This is a genomic window from Aeromonas sp. ANP5, from assembly GCF_963870295.1.
Taxonomy (GTDB): domain Bacteria; phylum Pseudomonadota; class Gammaproteobacteria; order Enterobacterales; family Aeromonadaceae; genus Aeromonas; species Aeromonas veronii.
Genome location: NZ_CAWMRY010000034.1, coordinates 1 through 19,106, shown reverse-complemented (window position 1 = coordinate 19,106; position 19,106 = coordinate 1). Strand labels below are relative to the sequence as shown.

22 protein-coding genes are annotated in these 19,106 nt (G+C 59.9%); 15 read left to right on the top strand and 7 right to left on the bottom strand.

The window, feature by feature from the left end; all coding sequences use genetic code 11:
• Positions 1-11: 11 nt before the first annotated feature.
• From AACT07_RS17370 to AACT07_RS17360, 3 genes are read right to left on the bottom strand one after another with little or no spacing between them, the layout of a single operon-like run.
• A complete protein-coding gene (locus AACT07_RS17370) occupies positions 12-818 on the bottom strand; it encodes a MipA/OmpV family protein (protein ID WP_069529162.1) in 807 nt (268 codons plus the stop codon).
• Between the two features lie 35 nt (positions 819-853).
• Positions 854-1,924 carry an AI-2E family transporter gene (locus tag AACT07_RS17365; protein WP_069529160.1) on the bottom strand — a complete coding sequence of 357 codons (1,071 nt, stop codon included), beginning with the start codon at positions 1,922-1,924 and terminating at the stop codon, positions 854-856.
• A 25-nt stretch (positions 1,925-1,949) separates the two neighbouring features.
• Positions 1,950-2,183: a sulfurtransferase TusA family protein gene (locus AACT07_RS17360; RefSeq protein WP_069529159.1), complete on the bottom strand. Its 234-nt coding sequence runs from the start codon at positions 2,181-2,183 to the stop codon at positions 1,950-1,952.
• A gap of 121 nt (positions 2,184-2,304) precedes the next feature.
• Between AACT07_RS17360 and AACT07_RS17355 the strand changes: the two genes are divergently transcribed.
• Entirely contained in the window at positions 2,305-3,759 is a 1,455-nt protein-coding gene (locus AACT07_RS17355) for a beta-barrel assembly-enhancing protease (RefSeq protein ID WP_005333848.1), read from the top strand.
• 90 nt (positions 3,760-3,849) lie between these two features.
• On the opposite strand, the gene AACT07_RS17350 is transcribed toward AACT07_RS17355, so the two are convergent.
• Positions 3,850-4,332, bottom strand: coding sequence for a TlpA family protein disulfide reductase (locus AACT07_RS17350; RefSeq protein WP_069529157.1), 483 nt, complete (start codon positions 4,330-4,332; stop codon positions 3,850-3,852).
• Positions 4,333-4,392: 60 nt separating this feature from the next.
• On the opposite strand from AACT07_RS17350, the gene arsC reads away from it, so the two are divergent.
• Positions 4,393-4,743 (top strand): arsenate reductase (glutaredoxin), encoded by a 351-nt coding sequence (gene arsC, locus AACT07_RS17345; RefSeq protein WP_040066495.1) that lies wholly within the window; start codon positions 4,393-4,395, stop codon positions 4,741-4,743.
• A complete protein-coding gene (locus tag AACT07_RS17340; RefSeq protein WP_005333836.1) occupies positions 4,740-5,123 on the top strand; it encodes a DUF2069 domain-containing protein in 384 nt (127 codons plus the stop codon). The genes arsC and AACT07_RS17340 overlap by 4 nt, the downstream gene beginning before the upstream one ends.
• 56 nt (positions 5,124-5,179) lie before the next feature.
• Here AACT07_RS17340 and AACT07_RS17335 read toward each other — a convergent pair whose 3' ends face one another.
• On the bottom strand, positions 5,180-5,788 hold the full coding sequence (locus tag AACT07_RS17335; protein WP_069529155.1) for an acyl carrier protein phosphodiesterase: 609 nt from the start codon (positions 5,786-5,788) through the stop codon (positions 5,180-5,182).
• A 387-nt stretch (positions 5,789-6,175) separates the two neighbouring features.
• Between AACT07_RS17335 and AACT07_RS17330 the strand changes: the two genes are divergently transcribed.
• Both AACT07_RS17330 and iadA read left to right on the top strand, forming a co-directional pair.
• The gene (locus AACT07_RS17330) at positions 6,176-6,958 is read left to right on the top strand and encodes an ABC transporter substrate-binding protein (RefSeq protein ID WP_019445361.1); all 783 of its coding nucleotides are present in this window, start codon (positions 6,176-6,178) and stop codon (positions 6,956-6,958) included.
• Positions 6,959-7,024: 66 nt separating this feature from the next.
• Positions 7,025-8,155 (top strand): beta-aspartyl-peptidase, encoded by a 1,131-nt coding sequence (iadA, locus tag AACT07_RS17325; RefSeq protein ID WP_069529152.1) that lies wholly within the window; start codon positions 7,025-7,027, stop codon positions 8,153-8,155.
• 97 nt (positions 8,156-8,252) lie between these two features.
• On the opposite strand, the gene AACT07_RS17320 is transcribed toward iadA, so the two are convergent.
• Positions 8,253-9,155 carry a lysine exporter LysO family protein gene (locus AACT07_RS17320; RefSeq protein WP_069529150.1) on the bottom strand — a complete coding sequence of 301 codons (903 nt, stop codon included), beginning with the start codon at positions 9,153-9,155 and terminating at the stop codon, positions 8,253-8,255.
• Positions 9,156-9,688: 533 nt separating this feature from the next.
• Here AACT07_RS17320 and AACT07_RS17315 point away from each other — a divergent pair.
• The 10 genes from AACT07_RS17315 (at position 9,689) to maiA (ending at position 18,724) form a co-directional block, all read left to right on the top strand.
• Positions 9,689-10,459: an ABC transporter ATP-binding protein gene (locus AACT07_RS17315; RefSeq protein ID WP_005337310.1), complete on the top strand. Its 771-nt coding sequence runs from the start codon at positions 9,689-9,691 to the stop codon at positions 10,457-10,459.
• A gap of 49 nt (positions 10,460-10,508) precedes the next feature.
• On the top strand, positions 10,509-11,282 hold the full coding sequence (locus AACT07_RS17310) for an ABC transporter substrate-binding protein (protein WP_005337307.1): 774 nt from the start codon (positions 10,509-10,511) through the stop codon (positions 11,280-11,282).
• Positions 11,283-11,467: 185 nt separating this feature from the next.
• Entirely contained in the window at positions 11,468-12,208 is a 741-nt protein-coding gene (locus tag AACT07_RS17305; RefSeq protein WP_005352911.1) for an ABC transporter permease, read from the top strand.
• A gap of 3 nt (positions 12,209-12,211) precedes the next feature.
• Positions 12,212-12,904: an ABC transporter permease gene (locus tag AACT07_RS17300; RefSeq protein WP_005337302.1), complete on the top strand. Its 693-nt coding sequence runs from the start codon at positions 12,212-12,214 to the stop codon at positions 12,902-12,904.
• Between the two features lie 176 nt (positions 12,905-13,080).
• Positions 13,081-13,740: a TIGR01621 family pseudouridine synthase gene (locus AACT07_RS17295; RefSeq protein WP_069529149.1), complete on the top strand. Its 660-nt coding sequence runs from the start codon at positions 13,081-13,083 to the stop codon at positions 13,738-13,740.
• Positions 13,740-14,435: an HAD family hydrolase gene (locus tag AACT07_RS17290; protein WP_069529147.1), complete on the top strand. Its 696-nt coding sequence runs from the start codon at positions 13,740-13,742 to the stop codon at positions 14,433-14,435. Before AACT07_RS17295 ends, AACT07_RS17290 begins: the two co-directional genes overlap by 1 nt.
• Positions 14,436-14,659: 224 nt before the next feature.
• Positions 14,660-15,796: a 4-hydroxyphenylpyruvate dioxygenase gene (hppD, locus tag AACT07_RS17285; RefSeq protein WP_069529145.1), complete on the top strand. Its 1,137-nt coding sequence runs from the start codon at positions 14,660-14,662 to the stop codon at positions 15,794-15,796.
• Positions 15,789-16,940 carry a homogentisate 1,2-dioxygenase gene (locus AACT07_RS17280; RefSeq protein WP_069529143.1) on the top strand — a complete coding sequence of 384 codons (1,152 nt, stop codon included), beginning with the start codon at positions 15,789-15,791 and terminating at the stop codon, positions 16,938-16,940. Before hppD ends, AACT07_RS17280 begins: the two co-directional genes overlap by 8 nt.
• Before the next feature lie 10 nt (positions 16,941-16,950).
• Positions 16,951-17,946 (top strand): fumarylacetoacetate hydrolase family protein, encoded by a 996-nt coding sequence (locus tag AACT07_RS17275; protein WP_069529141.1) that lies wholly within the window; start codon positions 16,951-16,953, stop codon positions 17,944-17,946.
• Between the two features lie 139 nt (positions 17,947-18,085).
• A complete protein-coding gene (gene maiA / locus AACT07_RS17270; protein ID WP_069529192.1) occupies positions 18,086-18,724 on the top strand; it encodes a maleylacetoacetate isomerase in 639 nt (212 codons plus the stop codon).
• Positions 18,725-18,844: 120 nt separating this feature from the next.
• On the opposite strand, the gene AACT07_RS17265 is transcribed toward maiA, so the two are convergent.
• Positions 18,845-19,106: integrase core domain-containing protein (locus AACT07_RS17265; protein WP_139123864.1), on the bottom strand; the 262-nt coding region annotated here is incomplete at its 5' end.

Genomic DNA, 19,106 nt, shown 5'->3' with positions numbered 1-19,106 from the left:
ACTCATAACCGTTACCAGATATAGCCCAGCGCAAAACCCGCATAAAGTTCGCCATCGTGCTGGACGATGGGACTGTTTTTGATGTCCCGATCATACCATTCGTAGTTCATGGCAAACATGCCAACCCAGTTGGGGCTGAAGCGGTAACTGGTGATGAGGGCCGTCATCGGGGAGAGGGTGGTACCGGTATCCCAAGCAGGCCGCTGGGCGGTTGCCTCGCTCTCGGAGATGCCGCCGAAGTAGTAGTTGGCCATCTTGTCGCTGCGCAGCATCAGCCCCATCCCCGGCATGATCAGCAGGTTGTCACGCAGGATGGGGAAATCGGCCCACAGCAGCAGCTCCTGTCCCTTGCTGCGGCCGGTGACATCGCTGTTGGCACGCACGGTCAGCAGGGCGTAGGGGGTGATGATGTTGCCACCGATCCCGCCTTCCAGCTGCCATTTTCGCTGCTCCATGCCAGTAAAGGCCGGAGAGTCCTCGGGATCCAGATTGCCAAAACGGACCCGGCCATAGCCGTAGAGGGCCACGTTCTCATCCTTGTGGAAGTAGTAGCGGGCCCGATCTCCCAGAAACATAAAGTCGTCGCCGAAGTAGATAAAGCCCGGGATGGCGTAGAGGGCGTTGTCCTGCGCTTCATAACGGGCCTGCCCCCCGATGAGCGCCGCACCGGCGACAAAGCCTTGTGGCACCGGACTGGTTGGGCTGTCGCTGGTGAGCAGATCCATGGCGCCAAGATCGATATCGGCACGCGCTGGCAGGGCGGCAGCGAGGAGCAGGGCCGTCAGCCCTGCCGCTCTGATTTGACGAAAAAAGGTCATGGACACTCCGTTGTCACGATTGCAGGGGAAGCAGGTTATTTTGCGGCACCGGGCATCTCTTCGCGTTTTGGCCAGGCATTGATCACCGCCTTGACCAGGGTGGCGAGGGGAATGGCGAAGAAGACTCCCCAGAATCCCCACAAGCCGCCGAAGACCAGCACGGCGATGATGATGGCCACCGGATGGAGGTTGACCGCTTCCGAGAAAAGCACAGGTACCAGCAGGTTGCCATCGAGAGCCTGAATGACCAGATAGGCCACCATCAGCCAGGCGAACTCGGGGGTGAGCCCCCACTGGAACAGGGCGACCATGGCTACCGGTACGGTCACCACGGCGGCGCCGATATAGGGGATCAGCACAGAGAAGCCGACCGCGACCGCCAGCAGCACCGAGTAGCGCAGTCCCATCAGGGCGAAGGGGACATAGGTGGCGATGCCGACGATCAGGATCTCGATCACCTTGCCGCGGATGTAGTTGATGATCTGGTTGTTCATCTCCACCCACACCCGGTTGACCAGGGTGCGGTTGCGCGGCAGGAAACGGCGCAGGCTGCCCATCAGTACCCGCTTGTCCTTGAGCATAAAGAAGACCATCAGCGGTACCAGAATGAGGTAGATCATGATGGCGACCACGTTCACCAGCGAGCTGAGGGAGGCGCTTACCAGATGCTCGCCGCCACTGAGGATGCGCTGGCGAATATTGTCGATGACGGTCTCCACCAGACTGACGTCGATGAGCTCGGGGTATTTGTCAGGCAGGGTGCGGACATAATCCTGAGCGTGGGTCAGCATGGCCGGCGCCTCTTTGGCCAGATTGATCCCCTGACTGACCAGCGTCGGGATAAGACCCAGCAAGGAGGCGACTGCTACTGCAATAAAGAGGATCAGAATGACGCTGGTGGCCAGGGTGCGCGACAGCCCCGCTTTTTGCAGCCGGGCGACCGGCCACTCCAGCAGATAGGCCATTACCAGTGCCACCAGCAGGGGGGCCAGCAGATCGCCAAACAGCCAGATGATGGCAAAGCAGAACACCAGCAACAGGAAAAGGGTAACGGCATCGGGATCGGAAAAACGGGTCTGATACCAGCGCTTCAATACTTCTAACATGACGGCATCCTTACATCACTGGGGCTCAAGATGGTTGTTTAGCCCCGACAACCAACTGCAAAGAGAGGGTTTTGTCCGCTTCTTGCTGCACCTCGACATGGTGGCCCTGACGGTGCAGATAGGCCGGAATATCCTGCCGGGAGCCCGCATCGGCCAGCCGGATGGTGACGGTTTGACCGCTTTTGGCCTCCCTTAACCAGAGCTTGAGCCGGATCAGCGGCTCGGGGCAACGCCAGGGGGTCAGGTCGAGAATTTCCATGGGGGCTCCATCAGGCAGGTGGCCGCTATTATGGCCGTGATAAGAGCATGAAACAACGCTTGTAGCCCTTGATGGGCAAGGGTATTCTGCCGAGGCCCTTTCTGATGGAGATAGAGATAACGTGGCACGTTTTTCCCCCCTGATGGCATCGCTTCCCCTGCTGGCTTCCCTGATGGGCGCCACGTTTCATGCCGAGGCCAACAATCAGCTTCCCGACATCGGCACGGCCGGGGTTGCTGCCCTGCCCATCGAGCAGGAAGTGCGTTACGGCAACGCTTTTATGCGCTTTGCCCGTGCGGGTCTGCCGATTATCGATGATCCGGTGCTGAGCCAATACATTGACGATCTGGGTCAGCGATTGCTGACCAACGCCGATGGGGTGCGTTTCCCGTTTACCTTCTTCCTCATCAATGATCCCAGCATCAACGCGGCCGCCTTCCTCGGCGGGCGAGTCAAGGTGCACACCGGCCTCTTCCTCTACGCCGACAGCGAGAGCGAGCTGGCCTCGGTACTGGCCCACGAAATCACTCACGTGACCCAGCGCCATATCGCCCGTTATATGGAAGCGCAGGCGAGCAGCTCGGCGGTGACCCTGGCCGGTCTGGTGGGCTCCATCGCGCTGGCGGTGATCAACCCGACTGCCGGTATCGCTGCGTTGCAGACCACGCTCGGTCTCTCCATGCAGTCGGCCATCAACTACACCCGCGACAACGAATACGAAGCGGACCGGATCGGCATGAAGACGCTTTATGATGCCGGTTTCGATCCCATGGGGATGGCCAACTTCTTCCAGAAACTGGCTGCCGAGTATCGCTATGCCAGCAAGCCGCCAGAAATGTTGCTGACTCACCCGCTGCCGGAGACCCGGATCAGCGAGGCCCGCGCTCGGGCGGGCAGCTATGGCCGCCGCGACTTGCCGCCCAGCCTCGACTTCTGGCTGGCCAAGGTGCGGATTCAGGTGCGTTTTGGTACCGATACCCCGCAGGGGCTGCTGAGCTACTTTGATAGCCGGATCCAGAAGGGGGATTATCCGCTCAAGGATGCCGCCATCTATGGCAAGGCGCTGGCGCTGATCCAGCTCAAGCGCACCGACGAGGCGGATACCTTGATGCAGGAGCTGGCGGCCCGTCATCCGGAAGATCTCTTTATCGTCGATGCCCAGACCGACATCGATCTGGCCAAGGGGCGCAGTGCTCAGGCCATCGCGCGCCTCGAGAAGTTCCGCAGCCGGATGCCGGATAACGAAGTGGTGGTGGTCAACCTCGGCAACGCCTACCTCGAGAGCGGCAACTACAAGAAGTCCATCGCCATCCTCGACCCCTATGCCCGTGCCCATGAGGAGAACAATCTGGCCTGGAACCTGTTGGCCGATGCCTATCGCAAGGCGGGCAGAATGACCGAGCTGCATATGGCGCGGGCCGAGATGCTCGCACTGCGCGGGGATTATCAGGCGGCCATCGACGAGCTGATCGTGGCACGCGGTACCACCAGCGACCGGATGACCCTGGCTCGTCTGGAGGCGCGCATCACCGAGCTGGAGCGGGCCAAAAAGGATCTCGACAGCCTCAAGGGCTAACGAAGCCTATCAAACAAGGGCGCACTATGGTGCGCCCTTGTTGTTTATGGCGGTGGCGTTGATGTGGGGGACGGTGATAGCAGCGATGGGCTAGTGACTCATGCCGCTGGCGGTCGCCTTGAGCATCTCGATCTGCTGCTGGTCGAGCTCGCCGACCAGCGTCTGCTTGAGCTTGCCCTCGCTATCGAGCAGATAGCTGGTGGGCAGGCCGCTTGGGCGAGGGAAGGGGAGCCTGGCATCTTCATTGGCAATAAGGAGCGGCACCTTGATGTGATACTGCGCAGCCAGCTTGTTCAGCTCTGCTGGCGTGGTCGGGTCGTAGTTGATGGCCACCACTGTGATCTGGCCCTCCGCTGCCAGCCCGTTGAGGCGCGGCATCTCTCGCAGGCAGGGGGCGCACCAGGGGGCGAAGTAGTTGACCAGCAGCGGCTTGCCGGCAAAGTGGCGCAGGCTGACCGACTGCCCTGTTGCATCGGTAAATTTGGGGGCGGGCGTGCAAGCGCCCAGCAGGCCAGCCACAATCAGCCAACAAATTCGTTTCAATTCCTTTCCACTGCCGCTTACCCTGACCATCACTTTCCCCTACAATAGCGCCGTTTCTAATCCCATCTTGCGATTAATCAGGGAGTTACCATGAGCGAGACCCAAATCTACCACAATCCGCGCTGCTCCAAGAGTCGCGAAACCCTGGCCCTGCTGGAACAGCACGGGATCGCCCCTGATGTGGTGCTCTATCTGGAGCAGGCCCCAAGCGAAGATGAGATCCGCAACCTGCTCTCTCTGCTCGGTTTTAGCGATCCCCGCCAGCTGATGCGCACCAAGGAAGAGCTCTACAAGGAGCTGGGATTGGCCGATGTCAGCGGTGATGCCCTTATTCGCGCCATGCACCAGCATCCCAAGCTGATCGAGCGCCCAATTGTCATCAAGAATGGTCAGGCCCGCATTGGTCGCCCGCCGGAGCAGGTGCTGGAGATCCTCAAGTGAGCACCCGCTTCGCACGTTGGCTGACTCTGGTCGGCTTCTTTGGTCTGCTGGGCTGGGTCATCCTCTGGCATCTGTGGCTATCACCCCATCCGGACCTCAACCCCTGGCTGCTGCCGGTGATCTGGACGGTGCCGCTGCTCTTTCCCCTCAAGGGGATAGTGCAGGGCAACCCCTACACCCACGCCTGGGGCAACTTCGTGTTGATGCCCTATTTCCTCCACGCCCTCACCCTGATCACCACGGATGAGGGGGAGCGGTGGCTGGCGGTGGTGGAGCTGGTCTTCACCACTCTCGCCTTTGTCGGCACCATCTATTACGCCCGACTGCGTGGTCGGGAGCTGGGCTTAAGCATTCGCAAAAAGAAAGACGAAGCCAACTGATGACAAACGCCCCGCAAGGGGCGTTTTTTATGGGGAAGCAGCTCTATCCAGAGGGGTCACTGTGCCCCTTGGGCTGCCCGATATTGGGCCAGCTGCTGCTGGCTAAAGTCCATCAGCTGGGGATAGAAGCGCAGAAATCCCGCCTCGCATGTTTGCCACTGCGACTCATCGAGGGTCAGCAGCGCCTCTCCCAGTTGTACCGGGCGACGCAGTCGGCGGCCGATGCCATTTAGCGCTTGCCCCAGCCCCTCCCTGTGGCGGTAGGAGGCGATCCAGTTCTGCTCGGCCATCCGTTTGAGGGGGAGTGGCAGTCCGTCCGGCAGGCGTGGGTGATCCGCCAATAGCTGCTCATAACTGCGTTGCAGGAAGCGGGGCAGGGGCTCGGTGCTGAACAGTCCCCAGTGCAGGCTCAGCCAGTGGTCGTAGATCATATCCACCACTATGGCGCCAAAGCGGCGCCAGGGGGCCTCGAAACAGGCGACGGCCGCCTTGTGCTCGGGGTGGCTGTCGGTGAAAGCGTCAATTTTGCGGTGCAGCCAGATCCCCTCATCGAAGTGGGCGGCAAGCCCCGTGGGCAGCGTGCCTTTGACGAAATCGCCGAGCAGATTGCCGGTGAGGGAGCTTCCGGTGTGGGCAGCCAGATGGAGATGGGCCAGAAAATTCATCGGTCGCTGTGTGTCTGTTATGGGATGGCAAGGTGCTTCGAGCCTAACGGATCCCGCCTGCCTTGACCATGATCGGGATTTTGCTACTGCCTGGCGGCTGCCTCTTGCCGGGCAAAATTCGGGCGTGCTAAGGTGATTGCCATCTTTGTCACAGGACGCGACAAACCACCATGATGCGCAAAGCCAGAGGCTTTTTTCTGGCCTTCTACTTCAAGCCTTTCTATCTCTCCGAGTGGTTCGACGAATAGATCGAACCCCTGGAGCAGTTCACTGACGCCCGCTCGGGCGTGATCTCGCTCATCCAGATTTTGCCGTTTTTGGTCATCGCATGCATTCGCCTGCGGTGCCTTGTCCGCGCTTGTGCGCTTTTTATGTAATGGAGTACACATGATGAAGATCAGACTGACCCTCTCAGCCCTGTTTGTTGCCAGCCTGCTGGCCACCCCCGCCATGGCCAAGGAGTGGAAAACCGTGCGCTTCGGGGTGGAGGGGGCCTACCCGCCCTTCTCCTGGACCGATGCGTCGGGCGAGATCAAGGGGTTTGATATCGATCTCGCCAACGCCCTGTGTCAGCAGATGGCGGTCAAGTGCGAGCTGGTGGCGCAGGATTGGGACGGCATGATCCCGGCCCTGCTGTCGCGCAAATATGACGCCATCATTGCCGCCATGTCGATCACCGACGAGCGGCGCCAGAAGGTCGATTTCACCGAGAAATATGCCCATATTCCCAATCGCTTTGTGGCGGCCAAGGGGACCGAGCTGACGCTGACCCCGGAAGGCATGGCGGGCAAGCGCATCGGGGTGCAGCGTGCCACCACCCACGACAAGTACCTGACCGACAATTTTGGCTCGAATGTCACCATAGTCCGCTACGGCAATGCCGATGAGGCCTATCTCGATCTGAAAGCGGGTCGGGTGCTGGCCCTGCTGGCCGATGCCTCTGCCATCGAGCAGGGGCTCCTTGGCAAGGAGGGGGGCGACAAGTTCGATTATGTGGGGCCTGCCCTGACCGATCGCCAGTGGTTTGGTGATGGGATGGGGATCGCCGTGCGCAAGAGCGATAAGGAGCTCAAGGGCAAGCTGGACGAGGCGATCAAGGCCCTGCGTGCCAACGGCACCTATCAGCAGATCAACCAGAAGTACTTCAAGTACGATATATATGGTGGTTGACGGGGGGAGGGAGCTTGCTCCCTCTCTTTTCATTGGGTAAGCGACAATCGTGCAAGGAGGATCGCCATGTTGACCCTGATCGAGGGGGCCGAGATCTTCAGCCCCACCCACCTTGGCCAGCAGGATCTGCTGGTGGCTGATGGCCGTATCGCCTGGATGGGCAAGGGGTTGACGGTGCCCACAAACTGGCCGCTGCACAGGGTCGATGGTCGTGGCCGCTATCTGGTGCCCGGGCTGGTGGATCCGCTGGCCCATATCACGGGCGGCGGCGGTGAGGGGGGCTTTGCTTTTCGCACCCCGGAGCTGGCGGTGAGCGAGGCGCTCAAGGCCGGCGTCACTACCTTGGTGGCGGCGCTTGGCACCGACAGCCTGACCCGCACTCCCGCGCAGGTGCTCGGCAAGGTGCGCGAGTTTCGCGCCGCCGGGGTGAGCGCCTTTATGTATACCGGCTCTTACCATCTGCCGGTCAAGACCCTGACCGGCACGGTGGAGTCGGACATCATCCTGATCCCCGAGGTATTGGGGGTGGGGGAGGTGGCCATCAGCGACCACAGATCCAGTGCGCCGACCCACGATGAGCTGGCCAGGCTTGCCAGCGAGGCGCGGGTGGCAGGGCTGCTTGCGGGCAAGAGCGGGGTCAGCTTCTTCCATGTCGGGGATGGCAAGGGGGCATTGACCCCCCTGCGGGCTCTGCGCGATGAGACTGATATTCCGCTGCGCCAGCTCTATCCTACCCACTGCAACCGCAACCCCTGGCTCTTTGCCGAGGCCATCGAGTGGGGCAAGGCGGGAGGTTGGGTTGACCTCACCACCTCGAGCTTTCCCGATCTTCTGGAGGATGGCGAGCGGCTTGCCGCCGATGCGTTTCTCGAGCTGCTGGCCGCCAATGTGCCTGCCGAGCGCATCACCTTCAGCTCGGATGCGAACGCCAGCCTGCCGCGCTTTGATGGCGAAGGGCGGCTAATTGAGATGCGCTGTGGCCAGATTGCCAGCCTGTGGCAGCAGTGCGTGCGTGCGACCCGGCTCAGTGTCTCGCTGGAGACGGCATTGACTGTGGTGACGAGCAATCCGGCGCAGGCGCTGGGGCTTGGCAGCAAGGGGCGTATCGGGGTCGGGCAGGATGCGGATCTGCTGCTGGTGCACGACCGGACGTTTGCTATCGAACGGGTGATGAGTGGCGGCCTGTGGCGCGAATAAGGCTGCGAGCAATATCGCAGCCAGTGCGTGGTTGCTCCAAACAGCAAAAGCCCGACAACAAGGTCGGGCTTTTTGATCTGCAGTGTGGGAATCAGGCTTAGATCGCCAGAAACCCGAGGATCAGGATGGGGCCGAGCAGGCTCAGGATAAAGCCGGAGACAATGGCCACCGGCACCACCTGAATGCCCCCTGATTTCTGGATGACCGGCAGGGTGAAGTCCAGCGCCGTGGCGCCGCCGTAACCGATGGCCGCCGAGGGGTGGCGACGCATCAGGACCGGGATGATCAGAATGGCGATAAGCTCGCGCCCAAGATCGTTGATAAAGGCAGCAGAACCGAGCACCGGCCCCAGTTTGTCGGCCACCAGAATGCCGGAGAGCGAATACCAGCCGAAGCTCGAGCTCATCGCCAGACCATGGGCAAAGGGCATCCCCAGCAACTGGGCCGCCAGCAGGCTACCCAGCCAGCTGCTGAGGATGACGGTGGCGGCTATCTTCATCCCCCAGGGGTTGAGCAGGATCTGGCGCAGCCGCATGCCGGAGTTGCGCATCTGCACCCCGATGAGAAACAGCAGCAGCATCAGGGCCCACTCGCTCCACTTGTCGATGGGCAGGGCGCGCAGATCCACCAGTAGGCCCATCAGCACACCGCCGAGTACCACAAAGCAGAGCTGCAGGGATTCCCACAACAGGTGTAACTTGCCCGGCATCTTGGCATCGCTCGCCTCGTGGGTCGGCGGCGTGCGTTTGTCGAGCCACCAGAGGGCCAGCAGGTTGCAGAAGGTGATCGCGGTCAGCATCACCCCGGCGACCTTGAAGATCACCGCCAGATTGCTGCCCAGGTTCTCCACATAGGCAAGCCCGAGCCCCATCAGAAACAGAATGAGGTAGACCATCTTGCCCAGACTCTGGTTGACCAGCTTGATCAGTCGGGCAGAGGAGAGGGGAACCAGATAGCCGATTGCCAGTGGCAACAGGATCAGCAACACATTGAGCAGCATCGAGGCCTCGATCACAAAAACTGATAAAAACACCACCTTATCATTACTTATTGGCTCTGTGTCACATATCTCTCGCTTTCATGGCCAAAAACAGCCCTTTTGGGGGCGGATTGTTACTTTTTTGCCACAACCTCTCTGTTTGAAAAGGTTCTGTGCGAGCCCGAGTGAACCAATGAAATCAAGTCGATCCGATCGGGGGGCCGATATTTCGCTCGGCAAGGGGGTGCATAAAGCCATTTTGGTGCCGGTTTGGCACACATCACGCTTTTCTCTTGCCACTGATATGATTGGGGTATAAAAAGGCGTTATCGGAATAGCCATTGAAACGGCTGTTTATGCAAACAAAGTGCTGAAAAATACGCAAAGAGCGAATAAAAATAGAGCGAATCCCCTGAAGACCCTCGTTCTGTATTGTTTTTTCACTATCCGGGTGATATTTTCGCTGAAGGTTGCCATCGGTTAACTTTTTGTTAAATGGACGATGGTTGAGTCACGCCCCCTGCGGCGTCTAGGGACAGACAAGGTTGTAATGGATGAGCGACGTTGCCGCACTGGAAGTACGTGATCTGCACAAATATTTTGGCACCCACGAAGTGCTCAAGGGCATCGACATGACCGCCCACAAGGGGGATGTGATCTCCCTTATCGGCTCCTCCGGCTCGGGGAAGTCGACCTTTCTTCGCTGTATCAATCTGCTCGAAACCCCCTCATCCGGCACCGTCTCGCTCCACGGCGAGTTGATCCGGATGAAAACCAGCCGCGCCGGCGAGCGGTTGCCCGAGGATATGCGTCAGGTGGAGCGGATCCGCAGCCGGCTGGCCATGGTGTTTCAAAGTTTCAATCTCTGGTCACACATGACCATCATGCAGAACATCATCGAAGTGCCGATCCAGGTGCTCAAGGTACCTCGCGCCGAAGCACTGGCCAAGGCAGAGCAACTGCTCAACCGGGTTGGACTCTGGGAGCGGCGTGACTACTATCCCGGCCACCTCTCCGGTGGTCAGCAGCAGCGGGCCGCCATCGCCCGTGCGCTGGCGGTAGAGCCCGAGGTGATGCTGTTCGATGAACCCACCTCGGCGCTGGATCCCGAGCTGGTGGGGGAGGTGCTCGGTCTGATGCGCGAGCTGGCCGAAGAGGGGCGCACCATGCTGGTGGTGACCCACGAGATGTCGTTTGCCCGGGATGTATCGAACAAGGTGATGTTTCTGCATCAGGGGCGGGTGGAAGAGGAGGGCAACCCCAAGGAGATTTTCGCCCATCCCAAATCCGAGCGGTTCAAGCAATTCATCTCCTCCATCTACTGATGGCGGGATGCCTGGTTACCCAATCAACTGTTTTATCAAGGAGAGATACATGAACAAGCTGATGCTGGCGACAGCCGTAGTTACTGCCCTCGCGTCCGGTAGCCTGATGGCCAAGGAGTGGAAAGAGGTCCGGATCGGGGTTGAGGGTGCCTATCCCCCCTTCTCCTGGACCGAGCCCAGTGGCGAGGTGAAAGGTTTTGATATCGACATCGCCAACGCCCTGTGCGAAGAGATGAAAGTGAAGTGCACCCTGGTCAAGCAGGACTGGGACGGCATCATTCCGGCGCTGTTGTCGCGCAAGTTTGACGCCATCATCGCCACCATGGACATCACAGAAGAGCGCAAGAAGAAGGTGGACTTCACCCAGAAGTACCAGCACATTCCGGCCCGCTTCGCCGCCAAGAAGGGCACTGATGTTCAGCTCGACAAAGCCTTTATGGAAGGCAAGTCCGTCGCGGTGCAGCGTGCAACCTCCATGGATACCTTTATTACCGACAACTTCCCCAATGCCACCATCAAGCGTTACGGCACCGCCGATGAAGCCTATCTCGATCTGAAATCCGGTCGTGTGGACTATGTGCTGGCCGACTCTGCCGCCATCACCGACGGTCTGCTGAAGAAAGAGGGGGGTGATGCCTTCGAATTCGTCGGCCCGAAACTGACCGATCCCAAGTGGTTTGGCGAGGGTGCCGGTATTGCGGTGCGCAAGGCTGACAAGGATCTGAAAGAGAAATTCAACGCCGCCATTCTGGCGCTGCGTGCCAACGGCAAGTACAAGGAAATCAACGACAAGTACTTCGAGTTCGACGTATACGGCGAGTAAGTCCAAAGACGTCTACGGCAAGTAACGACAGGTTGATCCCGTCAGTAGTCATCGGGCCCGTCACCTCCCTGAGGGAGTTTACGGGCCCGCATTGATTGCAATGGAGCTGCACATATTTCATTCGGACTGCTATGGAGCCTTCTGGTTAGCAGGTGCGTGAAGATTCAGTGGCGATGGAGCTGCATATGTTTGATTTGAAAGGATACGAAGCCTCGCTGCTGGAGGGCGCCTGGGTCACCCTGGAAGTGGCGCTGGCCTCCCTGCTGCTGGCGTTGCTGCTGGGGATGCTGGGGGCGCTGGCCAAACTCTCTCCCTACAAGTGGGCCAGGGCCATCGCCACCGGCTACACCACCATCATTCGCGGCATCCCTGATCTGGTGCTGATGATGCTGCTCTTCTTTGGCGGCCAGGTGCTGATCAACGGCATCTGCACCTGGGTCAACGAGACTTACAACAGCTGGTTACTGGAGAGTAATCCCAATCAGGAGTGGGTCTCCCTGCTCCCGGACTATATCGACATCAGCCCCTTTGTGGCCGGTGTCGCGACCATCGGTTTTATCTTTGGCGCCTACATGACCGAGACCTTTCGCGGCGCCATTCTGGCGGTGGACAAAGGCGAGCTGGAGGCCGCACGGGCCTTTGGCATGCGGGCAACCCAGGTGTTTGTGCGGATCCTCTTCCCCCAGATGATGCGCCACGCTTTGCCGGGGTTTGGCAACAACTGGCTGGTGCTGCTGAAAACCACCGCGCTGGTCTCCATCATCGGCCTCGATGACATGGTGCGTAAAGCCTCGCTGGCGGCGGGCTCGACCCAGCAACCCTTCACCTTCTACATGGCGGTGGCGTTGATCTTCCTGATCTTCACCGCAGTCTCCACCTCGGCGCTCAAGTGGGCCGAGCGTCACTATGCCATCAAGACGAGGTAAGCCATGGATTTCTCAATCATTCTCAAAGAGTGGCCCACCTACTGGGAGGGGCTCTATACCACCGTCTGGCTGGTGGCCCTCTCTCTGATCCTTGGGTTGATGCTGGCGGTGCCCATGGGCATCCTGCGCAATAGCCGCAACTGGCTGATCAAGGGGCCAATCTGGGCCTATATCTACTTCTTTCGCGGCACCCCGCTGCTGGTGCAGCTCTTTATCATCTACTACGGCGCCGCCCAGTGGGAGTGGCTGAAGAACAGTGCCGCCTGGTCGCTCTTCTCCGAAGCCTGGTTCTGTGCGCTGCTGGCTTTCACCCTCAATACCGCCGCCTATACCGCCGAGATCGTGCGCGGGGCGGTACACAATATGCCGCGCGGCCAGATTGAGGCTGCCAACGCCTTTGGCATGACTCGCTGGCAGACCCTGACCCGGATCATTTTGCCCAACTCGTTTCGTCGGGCACTGCCGGCTTACAGCAACGAGGTGATCTTCATGCTGCAAGGCTCAGCGGTGGCGGGCATCATCACCATCGTCGATCTGACCGGCGCGGCGCGGATCATCAACTCTCGCTACTACAGTCCGTTCGAGGCGTTTTTGACCGCAGGGCTGCTCTATATGCTGCTCACCTTTGTCATCGTCTGGCTGTTCAAGAAGTGGGAAGCGCGCTGGCACGCCCACCTGCGCCCGCGCAATGTGTAAGGGTTGAGCTGCCAAGATGAGCGAAAATGGCCCCGCCTGTTGCAGGCGGGGCCATTTTTTATCTTTATCCTCCGCCTGTCCGGTTTGCCAAATGGCGGATGAGCAGGGAGAATGCAGCACTCCCGAGCGCCGCCAGTCGTTGGCTGCGTGCCTTATCCCCCAGTTCCCGAGGTTTTATGTACCGGATATTGTTTGAGCATCCCTCTTTCCTGGTTATCGACAAGCAGCCCGGCATCGGCATGCATGACGAGAAGGGCGACGGGGAGGCGGTCAATCCGGGACTGGTCAATCGGGTGAAGGCCGATACTGGGCTCACTCTCTATCCGGTACACCGGCTCGACAAGATGACCTCTGGGCTGGTGCTGCTGGCCCGCACCACGGAGGCGAACCGTGAGCTGAGCATGGCTTTTGCGGCCCGTGAGGTGACCAAGCAGTATCTGGCGCTCTCCGATCGCAAACCCAAGAAAAAGCAGGGCTGGGTGAAGGGGGATATGCAAAAGGGGCGCGGCGGTAGCTGGATGCTGGCTCGCACGCTGGAAAACCCCGCCATCAGCTGGTTTGATTCGGTGTCGGTGCGCGAGGGGCTGCGGCTCTATCGCATCAAGCCCCAGACCGGCAAAACCCACCAGATCCGGGTTGCCCTCAAAAGTATCGGCGCCCCCATTCTCGGGGATGAGCGCTATGGCGGCACGCCAGCCGATCGCGGCTATCTGCACGCCTGGCGGCTCAGCTTTACCCTGGCGTGCGAGCCGTTCGATTTTGTCTGCCCGCCCGATGTGGGGAGTGAATTTGTCACTCCCGAGCTCACGGCAGCCATCGCAGCCCTTGCGCCCTGATGCTGATGCGCCCAGCGTCCGACGCCATTATCCATTCAGCGAAAGAGCGTGATCCTGACGGACGTGCACCGCGCTGGATCCTGGCCGACTTTGACGACACCCTGGCCCCCGGCGACAGCCACGCCGGTCTGCTGTGCTATATCCTGCGCCGCCGGATCTGGCCGCTGCTGCTGTTGCCAGTGATTGCGCTGGGTGGCTTGGTCTATCTTCTTCCCAGCCAGCGGCGGCGCGGTATCTCCCTTATCTGGTGGGCCATCTCGTTGGGACTTTCTCCTTTGGGCTGGCGCAAGCTGGTGCGCGCCTATTGCCGCACCAGGCCGGGACTGTTTTGTCAGGCTCGCGATCTGCTGCAACACGAGGGGGCGCGCTGCTGGGTGATCTCCGCCAGTCCCTGCGCGCTGGTGCGGGCCCAGCTCTATCAGCAACTGCCCGGCCAGTTGCCCCACCGGATCATTGGCTCGCAGATGCACTACCGTTTTGGCGGCCTGATGCCCCGCTTCTATTGCCACGGCCAGCACAAGCTGTTGCCAGAGATTTGCGCCCTCGATGCCGAGCTGGCCTTGAGCGACAGCCTGCACGATCTGCCGCTGCTGGAGTTGGGGAAAGAGGCGTGGTTGATCAATCCGACGCCTGTGCGACTGCAAAAGGCCCGGGCCTGCTTGCCCCATCTGATGGTCAAAAACTGGCAACTGTAATGCAAAGCTGACAGCCATACTGGTCGTCACCGTTTGATCCGCAGGGCTGCAGCTTGAATGTCACAATTCATTTACATCTTTTGCTGCCAGCTGCGAAAAACTATCTGCAACCCGCCTCTTCTATTCCTGCTACGCCCTGCTTCTAATGAAACAAGTTGTTAACACTTGCCGCGCCGCTGGGTGCCGCAATCCGTTTTAACCGAATCAAGAGCAAGGAGCGCCCGATGAATGCCACCTCTTCCGCCACCCATACCATCAATCCGTTAGGCACAGACGGTTTCGAGTTTGTCGAGTACACAGCCCCCGATGCCAAGGGGATTGCCGCCCTCAAGAGCCTGTTCGTTTCGCTTGGGTTTGCCGAGGTCGCCAAGCACAAACACAAGCAGTGTTGGCTCTACCGGCAGGGGGATATCAACTTTGTGGTCAATGCCGAGCCTCACTCCCAGGCGGAGCAGTTTGCCAGCCTGCACGGGCCGAGCGTTTGCGGCATGGCATTTCGGGTGAGCGATGCGGGCAAAGCCCAGCAGTACGCCATCGCCAAGGGGGCCAAGCCCTTTGTCGGCAAGATTGGCCCGATGGAGCTCAATATTCCCGCCATCTACGGTATCGGCGAGAGCACGCTCTCCTTTGTCGACCGCTATGGCGACAAGGGCTCCATCTATGACGTGGATTTTGTCTTCTACCCCGACTGGCAGTCCCGGATGGCAGAGGTGGATGCCGGTCTTATGGAGATCGATCACCTGACCCACAACGTCCATCGCGGCAATATGGATGTCTGGTCCAACTTCTATGAGCGGATCGGTAACTTCCGTGAAATTCGCTACTTCGATATCGAGGGCAAGCTGACCGGGCTGCATTCACGCGCTATGACCGCCCCCTGCGGCAAGATCCGTATCCCCATCAACGAGTCGGCGGATGACAAGTCGCAGATCGAGGAGTACCTGCGTCAGTACAAGGGGGAGGGGATCCAGCACATCGCCATGGCCTCCAGCGATATCTACCACACCATCCGCACCCTGCGCAGCCGCGGTACCGGCTTTATGCCGACCCCGGATACCTACTACGAGAAGGTGAACAGTCGGGTCGAGGGGCATCAGGAGGATCTGGCGGCCCTCAAAGAGCTGCGCATCCTCATCGACGGCTCCCCTACCAAGGATGGCATCCTGTTGCAGATCTTTACCGATACCGTGATTGGCCCGGTTTTCTTCGAGATCATCCAGCGCAAGGGCAACGAAGGGTTTGGTGAGGGCAATTTCAAGGCGCTGTTTGAATCGATCGAGCTGGACCAGATCCGCCGTGGCGTGCTGGATGGCGTCGAGGATGAGAAGGGTGCCCGCAAAGAGGGAGCGAGCGATGCGTAACTGGATTAACTTCCCCCATCGGGAGGGAACCCACTCCCGGCAGGCCCATGCCGACCTGCCGGAGCAGGCCATCTATGAGCGCGAGTTGGGGCGCAGCGGCTTTTTCGGCCCCGCCACCCACATGCACCACAAGCATGCCCCCACCGACTGGAGCAGTTGGGAGGGGCCGCTGCGGCCACGGCTGTTTGACCTCAATGCCCTGCAAGAGGAGGTAAGCTCGCTCTCCCCTTGGGTGGCTCCCGACATTCTTAGCAACCCCCACTGCCGCTATCGCATCTGGCGGCTCTCCGAGGCGATGCCGTTTCTGGTGCGCAACGCCGATGGCGACGAGCTGCTCTTTATCCACGAAGGGAGCGGCGAGTTCTTCTGCGACTACGGCCACCTGAGCCTGCGGGACGGTGACTATGTGGTGATCCCCCGTGGCACCATGTGGCGCATCGAGCCGACGGCGCCCCTGTTCATCCTGATGATCGAGGCGACCAACGACAGCTACCAGCTGCCGGACAAGGGGCTGGTGGGCAATCACGCCATCTTCGACCCGGCGGCGCTGGATGTACCCGCCATCAACGAGCGCTTTTTGGCCCAGCAGGATGAGAATCCCTGGTCGCTGCAGGTGAAGCGCCACGATCAGGTGTCGGTCATCACCTGGCCGTTCAACCCGCTGGATGCACAAGGGTGGCACGGCGACTTGTGCGTGGTGCGCCTCAACTGGCGGGATATCCGCCCGCTGATGAGCCACCGCTACCATCTGCCGCCGTCGGCCCACTCTACCTTTGTGGCGAGTCGCTTCGTGATCTGTACCTTCGTGCCGCGCCCCATCGAGAGCGATCCCGGCGCCCTCAAGGTGCCCTTCTATCACAGCAATGACGATTACGACGAGGTGCTCTTTTACCACGCCGGGGACTTCTTTAGCCGGGACAATATCGAGCGGGGCATGGTCACCTTCCATCCCGCCGGTTTCACCCACGGCCCCCATCCCAAGGCGTTTGCGGCAGGGCAGGCCTATGCCAAGAAGTTCACCGACGAGGTGGCGGTGATGCTCGATACCCGCGATGCGCTGAACGTTGGCAGTCTGTGCGAAGGGATCGAGAACACCCGGTATGTCTCCAGCTGGCAGCGCCCGAGCGCGGCTGCCGGCAAATAAGGAATCGCTTATGAAATTGGCAACATTGAACAATGGCAAGCGCGATGGCGCTTTGGTGGTTGTGAGCAGGGATCTGGCCCGAGCGGTGCGGGTGAGCGAGATTGCCCCGACTTTGCAGGCCGCCCTCGACGAGTGGGCCGAGGTTGCCCCCAGGCTCGAGGCTGTCTATCAGCAGCTTAACGAGGGCCGCGTGGCCGAGGCGTTCCCCTTTGATGAAGCGTCTTGCCTCTCTCCGCTGCCGCGCGCCTATCAGTGGGCCGATGGCAGCGCTTACGTCAACCATGTGGAGCTGGTGCGCAAGGCGCGCGGCGCCGAGATGCCCGAGAGTTTCTGGCACGATCCCCTGATGTATCAGGGGGGCTCCGACAGCTTTTTGGCTCCCCGTGGGCCGATTGTCATGGGTTCGGAAGAGTGGGGGATCGATTTCGAGTCGGAGGTGGCCATCATCACCGACGACGTGCCGATGGGGGTGAGCCCGCAGGGGGCCGCCAGTCACGTCAAACTGTTGATGCTGGTCAACGACGTGAGCCTGCGCAACCTCATTCCGGCGGAGCTGGCCAAGGGCTTTGGTTTCTTCCAGTCCAAACCGTCTAGCGCCTTCTCGCCGGTGGCCATCACCCCGGACGAGCTCGGCGATGACTGGCGCGATGGCAAGGTGCTGCTGCCCCTGCACACCCATCTGAATGGTGCCCTGTTTGGCGCACCTGATGCCGGGGTGGACATGACCTTCAGCTTCTTCGAGTTGATTGCCCATGCGGCCAAGACCCGCCCGCTCGGTGCGGGCTGCATCATCGGCTCCGGTACCGTCTCCAACTACGATCGCAGCGCCGGTTCATCCTGCATCGCCGAGCGCCGCATGCTGGAAATTCTTGATTGTGATCAAGCTATAACCCCCTATTTGCAGTTTGGTGATAGAGTGTCGATCGCGATGGAAGATCGCTCTGGCCAAAACCTGTTTGGCACCATCTCTCAACAGGTGGTGCCAGCGAGCGGTCAGGGAGGTTGATGGCCAGCGCCGGTTGGCGGCAAGGATATTCGGGATATGTCCGGATCACGACGAGCCCTCAACCGGTGCCGGATACACAAGGAGGCAGGTGGCGAGCACCTGCCGGGCTTCGGGCCCAGATAAGATGCAGGGACAGATTATGTTGCAGTTGTTTGGCTATTGGCGTTCGTCGGCAAGTTTTCGGGTGCGGATCGTGTTGCAGCTCAAGGGGCTCGCCTACGAGCAGCATCCCATCAATTTGCGGCAAGGCGAGCAGAGCGAGAAGGCCTATCGCCGGATCAACCCGCAAGGGCTAGTGCCGTTTCTGGTGGATGGCGATGTGCAGATCGGTCAGTCGGTCGCCATCATGGAGTACCTTGACGAGACCTATCCAGCCTACTCTCTGATGCCCTCTTCCCCCGACGCGCGGGCCCGGGTGCGCCAGATCGTCAACATGATCGCCTGTGATATCCACCCGCTCAACAATCTGCGGGTGCTCAACTATCTGGAAGAGCACTTCGGGGCTAACAACGAGCAGGAGGCTCGCTGGTATCGCCACTGGATTGACGAGACCTTCACCGCCCTCGAACAGCTGTTGATGACCACCGCCGGTGTCTACTGCGTCGGCAACGAAGTGACCCTGGCCGACTGCATGCTGGTGCCCCAGGTCTACAACGCCCGCCGCTACGACATGACCCTGGACGATTACCCCACTATCCACCGCATCGTCGCCAACTGCGAACAGTTGCAAGCCTTTATCAAGGCCGCCCCCGCCAACCAGCCGGATGCTCAACTCTGAGATCATTATGTTGCAGCCCAATCCTTTCTCTTTGGATAGGGCATTTTCATTAATGAGTGTGCGTTAATGAGTGTCTAGTCCTGAAATAGGTTTACACATTTGCAACTAGCATTTCTCTTCTCAGAATCCCCTATGTACCGCATCGGGGGTTCTGAATTTCAACGCATGATGCGGTCGCTCCTCGTTGTAAATATCCACCGCTTCACGCACCATTTCCCGCGCTTGCGTCAAATCCTGCGGGCTTTGCAACAATAACTCTCCTTTCAAAACCCCGCTCACCCGCTCCACCAACGCATTCTGGTAACAGTCATACCCATCCGTCATCGAGCATTTCACCCCGTACCGTTCATGTAATGACTGATACAGCCCAGAGCAATACTGT